Genomic DNA, 12,885 nt, shown 5'->3' on the forward strand with positions numbered 1-12,885 from the left:
ATGCGACCGCACGGCAGTCTCGGCGCCTTGACGCCAGCCGAGTTCGCAGCGTTAAAAAGACGGGAAACGCAACCGCCCGAGGAGGGCGAAAAAACCGGCGGACTCTACTTATGATTGGCGGGAAATTGGGGAGCAGGCCACCCGCAACCACTTCACCAATCGAATCAATCCATAAATGCCGCCCGTAGCGCCAGATAAACCAAGGAGATCAAGAAGCGCCTTAGCCGCTTTAACATCATCTCCAAGGAGAAGGTTCTTCGCCTGTGAAGCGAGACTTTGAATGACCGTCAAATTGACGACGAAAGAACCTTGCTCAAAATCGGATTTGACATTAACCGAAACTTGAGCACGATCGCCGTTAGTTACGCGGTTGGCCTCTTGGCACAATTCACCGAGCGCGAGCAATGCGGGCGCAAGTTCGCGCACGTCCATCGATCCCGATTGAACTGCCTTGCCGTCGTAGGCAATGGTAATGTCGGCTTCGCTCATGCGGTCCCCAAGCCAGCCCATTTTTAAGCCGCTCATAACAAAACCTCAAGATGCCCTAAAATCAGGGTGTCTTAATTTCCCGCCCTCAGTGTCTTAATTCAGACAGTACCCGGAGCGGAGGCACAATTGATGGGCTTTCGCGCGCGTGATAATTGATTGGGTTCGGTCGCGACGAAGATTGAGCGCGGGGCGGCGTACCCAAGTGGTTAAGGGAGAGGTCTGCAAAACCTCCATGCATCGGTTCGAATCCGATCGCCGCCTCCAGTTATTTTTTCTCTTACAAACGTTTTTTTCATCAGCTTAGGGCGGGCCGCGGAGTGCTGGCACGCGCTTGCGCTCGAAAGGGGCCGGTTAAAATAAGACCTCCTGATGTTCGAACGTAAATTTGATAGGTTCGGCGCGCGATGAGTTACGCGTCAAATGCAGCGGCGTCGACGGTGCTGACACGCTGGCGACGATTTAATCTGTTGCTGATCAGCTTCGTCGCATGGGGCTTGGTGGCACTGAATGTCTACGGGGTCATCCATGCCGCAAGAGTGAGGTCTTGGTGCCCAGCGCCGAGCCGGTCATGGTCAAATTATGGATTCCTTTTTTCGGCGGCTCTGGTCGCGGTGCCATTTCTCTATCTGAGGTGGGTTCGGGGCTGGTACCAGCGGCATCCACCGATCGCATGGTTTAGCGCGCCGTGGTGGCGAAGGGCTGGCCGCAGGAGTTTGATCATTGCGCTTATTTTCATCGTTCCGTTTGTGAGCGGCGAGATCGTCGTGCATCTTATTGGGGGAAGCCTTTCGGCTAAACTCGCCGATAACTTTGTAGAGACCGATTCCACTGTTCAGAAATTCCGACCGCACCGCCAGTTCGGCGGGAGTTTCACGTATCAGAGCGGCGCGTGGCACGTCTCTTACAAATTTCGGGTAAGCACAGGTCAACCGGGGGATCTGATAATTGTCCATCTGGATCGCAAAGGTGCTCAGTGGAGCGTGTGCTGCTGGGAGTTGGAATCGCATTCCCACGTATCTTTCTTTACGGTAGCGGACGACAAAAGCGTGGAGGTAGCCTCCCCTGCGGCCAAACTCGCCGAGGACTTTGTACAGACCGATTCCGCGATTCAAACACTCCGAGCGCAGCCCCAGTTCCGCCCCGGTGGCGAGAGTTTCGACTATACGAGAGTTAATACTTGGGACGCCAATTACAAATTTTGGCTAAGCGGAGAGCCACCGGAGGATTCGATAACCATCAATCTGAAACGCAGAGGTACTCGGTGGCGGGTCTTTGGCTGGGTGTTGGATTCGCATTCCCACCTCACCTTTTTCAGGGTCGTAGACAACAAAAGCGTGCCGGTGGCGTGCTGGTGAATCCGATCGCCGCCTCCAGTTATCTGCCCGAGGCCATACGGTTCCTAGGGGGCGGGGGAGGACGGCAGAGCCAGGTGATGGTCGGGTTTTACCTGTAGCTTGACCAGGCAGGGCGGGCCGTCTTCGCCGTAGCAGAGATTACTCACTTCGCCTAGTTTTGGATCGGGGTCGTCGTGGGTGTAGCCGGGACATATCCAATGGCCGCCGGATCCGCGGTAAAGAGCGACCGTGAAATATCTGCCCGCCGCGAGATTGCCCGCCGCCGGATCGCCGCGCGACGAGAGAACGCGCGAGTTGACGATGTCGAAGCCGTCGTGCGCCGCGTCGGGCGAGTACTGCATGAAGAAAATCTGCCATTGCCGCCCGGGCCGCGCACTCACCTGATACTCCATCGAGCGATCGTACGAGAACACCGGCTTGTCGCGGCATAGCCACGGCCGCGCCTCCGCCGCAAGGGCGGGGCTTGCGATCAGCGTCGCAATCGCCGCCGCGGCGATCGAAACGTAGCGTCCGACTCTCGAAATCTTCATGCCTTTTTCACCCTTTCACTTTTGCCGGCCCGCGATCGCGATGATGCGGCCGACGATCTCGCCGAGGTCGGAGTCCTTGGGCGTGAAGACCGCCTTGACGCCAAGCTCCAGCAGCGCTTTGCGATCGGCTTGCGGGATTATTCCGCCCATCACGAGTGACACGTCGCTCGCGCCGCGATTTTTCAGCAGCGCGAGCGTCTCCCGCGCGATGGACATGTGGGCGCCCGCGAGGCTCGAGATCGCGAGCACGTCGACGTCTTCCTCGAGCGCGGTGGCAACCATCTGCTCCGGCGTCTGCTTGAATCCCGCAAGGACTACTTCCATCCCGGCTTGCATGCAGGCATGCGCGAGCAGTTTTATCGCGTTGATATGTCCGTCGAGGCCCGCCTTGCCGAGCGCGATGCGGATTTTGCGTGGCGCGACCGGGACCTTGAGCGTGCCGACGCTGACGCCGGTTTCGAGAATCGGCGGCGTGTAGCGGCCACGGCTGACGCGCACCAGCGAATCGGTCCATTCGCCGACGGTGCCGCCGGCGCGGGCGAGCTCGATAGTCGCCTCGACGAGTCGGCGGTCGCTGTCGTTGTTACTTGCGGCGGCGCGTTCGAGCGCCTCGCGGGCTTTGGCCACGGCGGTCTGGTCGCGCGCCGCGCGCCATTTTATTATCGACTCGATGCGTTCTTTTTCCTTGAGCGCATCCGCCGCGTGATCCGCATTATCTTTGGACGGGGGCGTGAGTCCGATTTCGCCGGTGAATGCGTTGACGCCGATTTGCACGATCTCGCCCGACTCGACTTTCCGGTAACGCTCCGCAAGTTGACGCGTCAGTTCGCCGCTGACTATTGAAATGGCGCGCGAGTAGCCGGCCGCGCGCAGCCGGATCGCGATTTCACGCGCGCGGGCCGCGGTCTCGGCGGTAAGCTGCTCGATAACCTTGCTGCCCTCGAAAATATCGCCATAGGCTGCGAGTCCCGTCTCGTGCATCAGCACCTGCTGCGTGCGCAAGCTGAGCGTCTGCTCGGATTGGTCGGGGATGGCGAGCGCCTCGCGAAAGCCAGGCAACTGGAGCGCGTTGACGCGCGCGTCGGCCGAAATCACGACCGGGAGCGCCTCGTAGGCAATGCGGATGATATTAACTTCGGGCTGCGGCTCGGTCAGCGTGAGCGAGCGCACCTGGCATCCGGCGCGAAAGGCGACGTTATCGACGCCGTACTCGGAAGAGCAAAGCTCCCGCCAGAGTTTGAAGTACGCGCGAATCTTGCAGATCTCGGGGACCAGCTCGATGCCGCTGTTGATAAAAAATGAAATGCGGCGGACGGTCTGCTCGAACGCGGCCGGGTCGAGCTTGGGGCGGATCGCGTCGAGAATCAGCAGCGCGTTGCCGAAGGCGTAGCCGATTTCCTCGGCGGGACCGGCGCCGCTCTCCATGTAGTGGTAACCGCAACAGTTGATCGGATTCCAGTTGGGCACGCGCTCGACGGTGAATCGAATCAACCCGGTGGAAAGGCGAAACGACAACTCCGGGTGAAAAATCGAGGTCCCGCGCGCGACGAATTCCTTGAGCAGATCGTTCTGCGTCGTGCCGCGCAGTTCAGTCCACGGCACGCCGTGCTTTTCCGCGACGACCAGGTAAAGCGCCAGGATGAACGGCGCGGTCGCGTTGATCGTCATCGAGGTATTGATTGACTGAAGCGGGATTCCCTCGAACAGCCGCTCCATGTCGTTCCAGTGGCAAATCGAGACGCCGGCCTCACCGACTTCGCCGCGCGCGACCGGAGCGTCGGGGTCGTAGCCGTTTTGAGTGGGCAGATCGAACGCGATTGAAAGGCCGCGCTGGCCCTGCTTCAAGTTTGCCAGGAAGCGCTCGTTGGCCTGGCGCGCGTCGCCGAAGCCCGCGTAGGTGCGGATGATCCATGGTTCACGGAGTTCGCGCGCTTTTTTTCCGCGGTCGGGCATCGACTCAAGGTTAGTTGTCGAAGCGGCGTGATTCCAGCCGCTTTCCGGCTGCCCGCGGTCAGCGCCGATGCGTGGCGCCGGCCGCGGGTTCATTTTCACGACTGCGGGCAAGGGCAAGCTCGGCGGCGATGCGATCGATGAGATCGATTCCCGAGAGACCGCCGTGCTCGGCGATTTCGAGCACCGGACCGCCGGTCTCGACCCGGATTTTTGCGATCGCCTTGCGCGCGTCCGCCGCGCGACTGAGCTCCGACCTGGCCAGCTCGGCGAGATGCTCGAGGTCTTTTTTTCGAAAATGGGGTCCGCGGCGGTTCTTCAGCGCCGCTATGTCATCGGCGTCGAAGCCGGATCGCGGCGTTCGATTAAAAAGGACGGCGGCCGGGGCGAGATGAATGCGGCTCAAACTGGCGTGAGTCTCGATAGTCTCCGATATCGAAAGACTGTCCGCGGTCGTGACCTGGATGATTGCGCTACTGCGCCGGTCCCGCATCATCCGCGAAATGTTGCCGGCTTCCACCCCGACCACGCTGTCGCCGAATGTCGAGCGCGCCGCGGTCGGCATCTTGAGCAGGCTCATCGCCTGGCCGCTGGCGGGCGCATCGACGATTATAATGCTGCGGCCGGGCAGCTTGGCGTCGGTCCGCCCGGCTTCATAGTAAACCTTTCCGAGCATCATCAGTTCGCGCAGCCCCGGCGCCGCTTGAACGAAAAATTGATAGAGGCGGCTGGCGAACACCGCTTTCAGCAGCATCCTCCCCGGCACCACCAGCCGGAGATATTCCTCGAGCGCGGCGCGCCCGTCGAGCGTCATCAGCGCGAGATTGGGCGCGACCTCCGTGGGCATGAACGACGGCGCCACGCCGAAGGTCGCGGCCAACGGCGCCCGCGCGTCGCATTCCATAATCAGTGCGCGCGCGCCCGACATTGCGGCGAGCTTGGCGAGCGCGGCGCTGACGGTAGTTTTGCCGACTCCGCCCTTGCCGAGCACGGTCAACACGCGTCGTGCGAGGATTTCGTTTAGCATTTGAGGGAAGCGGAACCAGCCAGGGGTTACCAGCGGATCAGATTCGCTCCCCAGGTGAGGCCGCCGCCGCATGCGTTCAGCATCACGATATTGCCGTCGTGAATTCGCCCCTGCTGGAGAGCCTCGTCGAGCGCGATTGGCACGGACGCGGCGGAGGTGTTGCCGTAACGATCGATGTTGGTGAAGACTTTTTCCGGCGGCATCCCGAGTCGCTCGGCGACCGCGGAAATAATTCGCATGTTGGCCTGATGCGGCACGAACAGGTCGATTTCTTCGAGCTTGACGCCGGCGCGCTCGGCCACCAGCCGGCTGATTTCTTCCATGCTCTTGACGGCTATCTTGAAAAGCTCGGGGCCTTTCATCTGAATCGCGTCACCGGCGCATCGCCGCACTTCAGAATCAATCGTGCTGCGGGTTCCAGTCGAGCGGACCGAGAGCAGGTTCCAATGCTCGCCGGCGGAGCGCAGCAGGCTCGACAGCACTCCGCGATTTCCCGCTTCAGTGACCATGACGCACGCGCCGGCGCCGTCGCCAAACAGCACCGCGGTCCGGCGATCGCTCCAATCAACCATCGTCGAGAGCGCGTCGGCGCCCACCACCAGTACGCGCTTGAAGTCGCCGGCGCGCATCTGTGCGTCCGCGACTTGAAGCGCATAGACGAAGCCCGAGCAGGCGGCGGCGACGTCGAAGGCCGGCATCGAGGAAATGCCCAAACCCATCTGAATCTGGCACGCCAGCGACGGAAACGCGTACTCCGAGGAAACCGTGCCGACTATGATCGCGTCGAGCGCGCCCGGCTTGACGCCCGCCCGCTCGAGCGCCGTGCGGCTGGCGTCGGTGGCGATCTCCGCCAGCGACTCGCCCTGGCGCATCGCGTAGCGACTGCCGATTCCGGTGCGCGACCGTATCCATTGGTCGGAGGTGTCCATGTAGCGCTCGAGATCCTGGTTGGTCAGAGCGGTGCGCGGGACGGCCCGTCCGGTGGCGATAATTCTTGAACCCATGATGAACCGGTCAGCTCTGGACGGCGGCCCTGAACGCCAGCGTCGTGTTGGTGCCGCCAAACCCGAATGAATTGTTGAGCGCGATCCGGATGGTGGCGGGGCGCGCCTTGTTGGGCACGTAATCGAGGTCGCATTCGGGGTCGGGAAATTCCTGGTTGATGGTCGGCGGCATCATCCCGCGATTGATGGCGAGGACCGTGTACACCGACTCGATCGCGCCGGCCGCGCCGAGGGTGTGCCCGGTCATCGATTTGGTCGAACTAATCGCAACTTTCGCGGCGCGCTCGCCGAAGACGCGCTTTACCGCTTGAGTCTCGGCGATATCGCCTTGCTCGGTCGAAGTGCCATGGGCGTTGATATAATCGACCTCGTTGGGATCGAGATCGCTGTCTTCGAGGCACATCCGCATGCACTTGGCCGCGCCGCGCCCCTCGGGCGCGGGAGAGGTGATGTGGTAGGCGTCGCTGTTGGCGGCGTAACCGCAGACCTCGGCTATGATCCCGGCGCCGCGCGCGATGGCGGCGTCGCGTTCCTCGAGGATCAGCGCCGCCGATCCTTCCGCCATCACGAATCCGTCGCGCTGCTTGTCGAATGGACGGCTGGCCTTCTCCGGCACTTCGTTGTGGGTCGAAAGCGCGCGCATCGCGGCGAATCCGCCCACCCCGAGCGAGGTGATTGCCGCCTCCGAGCCGCCCGTGATCGCGGCGTCGAGATAGCCGAGCCTGATCATCCGGTAGGCCTCGCCGATCGCATGGCTGCCCGACGCGCAGGCGCTGGTAGTCGTAAAATTGACGCCGCGCGCTCCGTAACGAATCGAGATTTGGCCCGGCGCAAGGTTGCCGATCAGCTTGGGGATGAAGAACGGCGTAATGTGACGCAGCCCGGTCTCCATGAAGACCTTATGGTACTCCTCGATGGTGCACAGGCCGCCGATGCCGACGCCGATCAACACGCCGACCTGGTCGGCGTTGTCTTCGGTGATCTTGAGCCCCGACTGTCGCATCGCCTGCTCGGCCGATGCGACAGCATATTGGATGAAGGGGTCCATTTTTTTGACGTCGCGCTTTTCGATCCAGTCTTCCGGATTAAAATCCTTCACCTCGCCTGCTATCCGGGTGGGAAATCCCGAGGCGTCAAAGCGCGTAATCAGCCCAATACCGGACCGCCCCGCCATCAGGGCTTCCCAGTTCTTGTCCACTCCGACTCCGAGCGGAGTCACCAATCCTACTCCGGTGACCACCACGCGGCGCTCAAGCATCGGTCTCATCAGACCCCCTCATCCTCCATCGAGTTCGCGGCTTAATAATCTACCAGAAGACAGCGCCGGTCGAGAATCCGGGCTCGCGGGGAGTGCATCAGTTGGAAATTCCGGCAGATGGAACGCGCCAGCCGTTCGGGCGCGACCGCGGCAAGATTGCGGCGATAGCGCGGGTTGCCGTGCCGGCGGCAGTCCCTGGTGGCGGGAGCAGGGAGTCCTCACTCATCTTCGAACAGTTCGGCGAACAACTCGCGGACCCTGCTCTTCGCCTCGCGCAACGCTTGGCGGCCCTTTGGAGTTGCTTTGTAGAGACGGCGGGCATGCCGGCCGTTCCTTTTCTCAAAAGAGCGCAGATAGCCTTCGCGTTCCAATCCATGCAGCAGGGGATACAGGGTCCCAGCGCTCAGCCGGTAACCATGGCGTCCCAGCTCCTCGATAATCCCCAAGCCGAAGATCGGCTCTTTCGACGCATGGTGAAGGATGTGCAGCCGGATCAGACCCGAATAGATTGCGTTGGATGCCGCCATGTACTATCGTCTTTCGATATCGAATTAAGCTAACAATGCCAGGCAGAGAGCGCAAGTCCGGCGCGCCGGACTTGCCAGACTGTCGGCGCTCTCCGCCGCCGCGCAGGAGTCATTTGCACGAATAGCTGATGCAGGTGTGGACGGTATCTGGAGTGACCATGAACAAGTTTTTGGTTTCCAGCCGGAATGCCGGGAGCGTGATTTTCATTCGAGTGGCTGTGGGGCTGATCTTTTTGACCCAGGGCATCCTCAAATACATCGACCCTCACATGGGTGTTCTTCGGTTTGCCAAACTCGGATTTCCGTACCCCGGATACACGGCGCATTTCGTGGGAACCTTCGAGATTGCTTGCGGCCTGCTGGTCTTGTTCGGTCTGTTCACGAGCGTCGCCAGCGTTCCACTCCTGATCGTAATCCTGACGGCGATCGCGACGACCAAAATCCCGGAACTGTTCCACTCCGGCCAGGGCTTCTGGTTCATGGTAAGCGACGCACGGACGGACTTCGCGATGACGATGAGTTTGCTTTTCCTAATCAGTGCTGGAGCCGGCTCATGGTCTCTCGACGCGTGGTTGCGGGAAGAAACCCCGCACGAAGCAAGTTAGCCGTGGTCGAGAATCCGCGATCCGCCCGCCGCGGGCGATTGCGTTTGTCGCGATACGCCGGCCTTGCATCCAAACTTGAACCGATGAAACAATCCAGCGGTGCCGCCTAGCAATCCCGCAGACGATCCGTTCACAAAACTCGCGCAGAATCTCGGCGAACTCGAGATTGTGATCGGCGAGCGCGCCCGGCCCGCGATTGCCGGCGTGCGCGAGGGCCTGCGCGACGCGCTCGCATGCCGCGCGCGCGGCGATATGGCCGGCTCGATCGCCGCGATTCGCACCGCGATGGAACGGCTGGCCAATCTCGGCAGCACGCTCGATCCGGAAGAGGGCGCGATGATGCGGTTTATCGCGGAACGATTCACCGCCGCGCTCGGCGCCGGTGACAAGGGTGACGCGAAAACCGTGGTGGACGTGATGCGCCGCAAAGCCGGCGACACCAAGGACGACGACAAAAAAGACTGGTGACCGTGGCCGCGCAATTGTCGTCCGCGCGTGTCCCGCAGGCGGATTTGACAACGTCCGCCACTAAAGAAAAAAAGCAAAAAAGTGAAAAACCGAAAACCAAAACCGGCGGATTTGGCGACCGCCCCAAAACCACGCGGTGGTGACATCTTGGCGAGTGCAGCGGATAGCAAAGTGAACCGGCCCGGCCTGGACCAAACCTGTATCAACGCGATTCGCGTGCTGACGATCGACGCGGTCCAAAAGGCGAACTCCGGGCACTGCGGATTGCCGATGGCGATGGCGCCGGTGGGCTATCTGCTCTACACGCGGTTCATGCGCCACAACCCGAGAAATCCAGAGTGGTTCGGGCGCGATCGATTTGTGCTGTCGGCCGGCCACGGCTCGATGCTCCTCTACAGCCTGCTCTATCTCACTGGCTACGACGTTTCGCTCGACGACATCAAGCAATTTCGCCAGCTCGGAAGCAAAACGCCCGGACATCCCGAGTACGGCGCGATCGAAGGCGTCGAGACGACCACCGGCCCGCTCGGCCAGGGCTTCGGCAACGGGGTTGGAATGGCGATGGCGGCGAAGCATCTCGAAGCGCGCTTCGAGCGCGACAAATCGGGGCTGTTCGATCATCGCATCTTCGGCATTTGCAGCGATGGCGACTTGATGGAAGGTGTCGCCAGCGAGGCGGCGTCGATCGCGGGTCATCTCGGGCTGGGCAACATCGTCTATATCTACGACGACAACCACGTGACCATCGACGGCCACACCGAGCTCAGCTTCGACGAGGACGTGTGCAAACGCTTCGACGCTTACAAATGGCATACCCAGGTCGTCGAGGATGCGAACGATCTCGCGGCGCTGTCCAAGGCGATCGAAAATGGAATCAAGGAGAGGAGCCGGCCGTCGCTGATCCGGGTCCGCTCGATCATCGGCTACGGCAGCCCGCATAAGCAGGGGACCTCGGCCGCGCACAGCAATCCGCTCGGCGTCGAAGAGGTGAAGCTGACCAAGGAATTCTACGGATATCCGACCGAGCCGCCATTCTTTGTTCCCGACGATGTGCTGGCGCATTTCCACGAATGCGTCGAGCGTGGCGAGGATCTCGAGCGGGCGTGGAACGCAAAGTTCGGGGCATACTCCAAAAAAAATTCCGCCGAGGCCGCCGAATTCCAGGCGGCGCTGGCGAAAGATCTACCCAACGGATGGGACGCCGAGCTGCCGGTCTTCACGCCCAAGGATTCTCTCGCGACCCGGGTGTCAGCCGCGCAGGCCGAGGCGGCGATCGGGAAAAAAGTCTGGAATCTGTTCGGCGGCTCCGCCGACTTGAACGAGTCCACCTTCACCGACGTCAAGGACGGCGGCGATTTCGAGCGCGGGCATTTCGAAGGCCGCAATCCGCATTTCGGAATCCGCGAGCACGGCATGTGCGCGATCCTCAACGGCCTCGCGCTGCACGGCGGGTTCATCCCCTACGGCTCGAGCTTCCTGTGCTTTACCGACTACGCACGGCCGTCGATTCGGCTGGCGGCAATGATGGAACTCCAGGTGGTGTTCGTCTTTACCCATGATTCAATCGGCGTGGGCGAGGACGGCCCGACTCATGAACCGATCGAGCATCTGTCGTCGCTGCGCGCGATTCCGCATCTCACCGTGATTCGCCCCGGCGATGCGAACGAGGCGGTCGAGGCCTGGCGCACCGTCATGACTCACACGCATGGCCCGGTTCTGCTCGCGCTCTCGCGCCAGAAGGTTCCGACGCTCGATCGCACGAAGATGGCGCCCGCCAGCGGCGCCCGGCGCGGCGCGTACGTGCTGACGGAGAGCGCCGGACGGCCGCCGGAGATCATTCTGATTGCGTCGGGGTCGGAACTGTCGCTGGTGGTCGATGCGAAAGCGAAGCTTGAAGAGAAGGGCAAGTCGGTGCGCGTGGTGAGCATGCCCAGCGAGAATATTTTCGAGCAGCAGGACCAGGCCTATCGCGACTCGGTACTGCCGCCGGGCATTCGGCGCCGGCTCGCGGTCGAAGCGGGCGCGCCGATGTCATGGTACCGATGGGTCGGACTCGACGGCGAGATTATCGGGATGACGACTTTCGGCGCGTCGGGCAAATACGAAGAAGTGATGAAGCATTTCGGCTTCACCGTGGACAACGTCGTCAAGCACGCGCTGAAATTGCTCGCGCGCTAGCGGGCGAGAGAGAACGATCTGGCGCGGACCCGGCGTCATCGGCTAACTTTGCGATCTCGACTCCATTGCCTGACGGACTGGTATGCCTCAACCGAAATTAATCATTCTGAACGACGCGCAGGAACTCTACGTCCGTGCCGCCGAAGAGACGGCGCATATCACCGGCGAGGCGATCTGCACCCACGGCGAGTTCACGCTCTGTCTCTCGGGCGGTTCGACGCCCGCCGCCACCTACGATTTGCTGGCGACGCGGTTCCATCTGAGCGTCGATTGGAAGGAAGTGCAATTTTTCTGGGGCGACGAACGATGCGTCCCGCCCGATCACGCCGAGAGCAATTACGCGATGGCGAATCGCACGATGCTGAGCAAGCTCGCGCTGCGGCCCGATCAGGTGCATCGGATGCGCGGCGAAGACCCGCCGGCGTCGGCGGCTGCCGCTTACGAAGATGAATTGCGAAAACGGTTCGGCCTCGGCGCCGGTGAGTTCCCGCGCTTCGACCTCGTGATGCTCGGGCTGGGTGACAATCGCCATACTGCATCGCTGTTTCCGGGCGATCCTGCGATTCACGAAACGCAGCGCCTGGTGGTCGCCGTGGAGGTTGACGCCGAGCCGCGGGGCCGCCTCACGATCACGCCGCCGGTGATCAACAATGCGCAGCGCGTGATGTTCCTGGTGGCGGGGCAGGGCAAGGCGGCGGCGGTGAAAGATGTCCTGGAAGGGCCGCGCGACCCGGACAAGTTCCCCGCGCAGATCGTTGCGCCACAGGACGGCGAGGTCATTTGGCTGCTCGACAAAGCCGCCGCCAGTCTGCTTTCGCCGCGCTGAATCAGGCAGGCCGCGTGCCGGGTGGCATCAAAGGATAGACGCGATGTTTCGATTCGTATTGCGCCACTTCACCGCGGTTCTGATCGTTGCCGCAGTCGCCGGCTGGGCTTTGTTTTACCTGCCGCAGACTCCGAGCTGGGCCGTGCTCCGGATGAAGCAGGCGATCGACGCGCGCGACGGCGACGGCGCTTCCCGATACGTCGATTTTGAAAGCGTCGTGAAGCGCGCGGGTCACGAGATGGTGAGCAAGCAGGGCGGCAGCGACCCGCTAAGCGCGATGATCGGGAACGCGGCGATCGATCTTTTTGCCAAGCCGATGGCGCAGATAACGCGGGCGTGGGCGGTCAAGAAAGTCGATGACGGTGCGCGCGAGGTGCAGATGCCCGGCGCGGCGGTGGCGGCCTCGATCGTGCTTTTGCATCGAAACGGCGACACGGCGTTCACGGACTTCAAGGACAACAAGGGGCAGGAGTGGGAAATCCACATGGCGCGCGGTGAGGACGGCGCCTGGCGCGTTACCGAAATCAAAAACATCGAGCAACTGCTGCAAAAGCTCCAGCACGACCAACAGAAGCATATCGACGCGCCTTAGCGGGCGGGTTACGGGAATGTTTCGGCGCGCCTGCGTTTACTCTGCTCCCAGCGACAGGTACAATAGAGTTCACACG

General features: G+C 61.7%; 13 protein-coding genes and 1 tRNA gene. 7 read left to right on the top strand and 7 right to left on the bottom strand.

The window, feature by feature from the left end; genetic code table 11:
- Positions 1–108: 108 nt before the first annotated feature.
- Positions 109–525: a hypothetical protein gene (locus tag VIO10_RS14970; protein ID WP_331965992.1), complete on the bottom strand. Its 417-nt coding sequence runs from the start codon at positions 523–525 to the stop codon at positions 109–111.
- Between the two features lie 152 nt (positions 526–677).
- Between VIO10_RS14970 and VIO10_RS14975 the strand changes: the two genes are divergently transcribed.
- A tRNA-Cys gene (locus tag VIO10_RS14975) sits at positions 678–753 on the top strand.
- Positions 754–893: 140 nt separating this feature from the next.
- Positions 894–1,844: a hypothetical protein gene (locus VIO10_RS14980; protein WP_331965995.1), complete on the top strand. Its 951-nt coding sequence runs from the start codon at positions 894–896 to the stop codon at positions 1,842–1,844.
- Between the two features lie 44 nt (positions 1,845–1,888).
- Here VIO10_RS14980 and VIO10_RS14985 read toward each other — a convergent pair whose 3' ends face one another.
- The 6 genes from VIO10_RS14985 to VIO10_RS15010 all read right to left on the bottom strand — a co-directional run bounded on the left by VIO10_RS14985 (position 1,889) and on the right by VIO10_RS15010 (position 8,140).
- The gene (locus tag VIO10_RS14985; protein ID WP_331965998.1) at positions 1,889–2,374 is read right to left on the bottom strand and encodes a hypothetical protein; all 486 of its coding nucleotides are present in this window, start codon (positions 2,372–2,374) and stop codon (positions 1,889–1,891) included.
- Between the two features lie 15 nt (positions 2,375–2,389).
- Positions 2,390–4,327, bottom strand: a complete 1,938-nt coding sequence (locus VIO10_RS14990; protein ID WP_331966001.1) for a methylmalonyl-CoA mutase family protein — start codon at positions 4,325–4,327, stop codon at positions 2,390–2,392.
- 58 nt (positions 4,328–4,385) lie between these two features.
- Positions 4,386–5,351, bottom strand: coding sequence for an ArsA family ATPase (locus VIO10_RS14995; protein ID WP_331966005.1), 966 nt, complete (start codon positions 5,349–5,351; stop codon positions 4,386–4,388).
- 26 nt (positions 5,352–5,377) lie between these two features.
- Positions 5,378–6,355, bottom strand: a complete 978-nt coding sequence (locus VIO10_RS15000; protein WP_331966009.1) for a beta-ketoacyl-ACP synthase III — start codon at positions 6,353–6,355, stop codon at positions 5,378–5,380.
- 10 nt (positions 6,356–6,365) lie between these two features.
- On the bottom strand, positions 6,366–7,622 hold the full coding sequence (gene fabF, locus VIO10_RS15005) for a beta-ketoacyl-ACP synthase II (protein WP_331966012.1): 1,257 nt from the start codon (positions 7,620–7,622) through the stop codon (positions 6,366–6,368).
- Positions 7,623–7,831: 209 nt separating this feature from the next.
- Positions 7,832–8,140, bottom strand: a complete 309-nt coding sequence (locus tag VIO10_RS15010) for a PadR family transcriptional regulator (RefSeq protein WP_331966015.1) — start codon at positions 8,138–8,140, stop codon at positions 7,832–7,834.
- Positions 8,141–8,298: 158 nt separating this feature from the next.
- Here VIO10_RS15010 and VIO10_RS15015 point away from each other — a divergent pair, with 158 nt between their 5' ends.
- From VIO10_RS15015 to VIO10_RS15035, 5 genes are all read left to right on the top strand, one after another.
- Positions 8,299–8,745, top strand: coding sequence for a DoxX family protein (locus VIO10_RS15015; RefSeq protein ID WP_331966061.1), 447 nt, complete (start codon positions 8,299–8,301; stop codon positions 8,743–8,745).
- A 99-nt stretch (positions 8,746–8,844) separates the two neighbouring features.
- Positions 8,845–9,213, top strand: a complete 369-nt coding sequence (locus tag VIO10_RS15020) for a hypothetical protein (protein ID WP_331966018.1) — start codon at positions 8,845–8,847, stop codon at positions 9,211–9,213.
- Between the two features lie 147 nt (positions 9,214–9,360).
- The gene (tkt, locus tag VIO10_RS15025) at positions 9,361–11,391 is read left to right on the top strand and encodes a transketolase (RefSeq protein WP_331966021.1); all 2,031 of its coding nucleotides are present in this window, start codon (positions 9,361–9,363) and stop codon (positions 11,389–11,391) included.
- 82 nt (positions 11,392–11,473) lie between these two features.
- The gene (gene pgl / locus VIO10_RS15030; protein WP_331966024.1) at positions 11,474–12,217 is read left to right on the top strand and encodes a 6-phosphogluconolactonase; all 744 of its coding nucleotides are present in this window, start codon (positions 11,474–11,476) and stop codon (positions 12,215–12,217) included.
- 43 nt (positions 12,218–12,260) lie between these two features.
- Complete coding sequence (locus tag VIO10_RS15035; RefSeq protein WP_331966027.1) at positions 12,261–12,809, top strand: DUF2939 domain-containing protein; 549 nt, start codon at positions 12,261–12,263, stop codon at positions 12,807–12,809.
- Positions 12,810–12,885 lie beyond the last annotated feature (76 nt).

Source organism: Candidatus Binatus sp. (assembly GCF_036567905.1).
In the GTDB taxonomy this organism is placed as follows: domain Bacteria; phylum Desulfobacterota; class Binatia; order Binatales; family Binataceae; genus Binatus.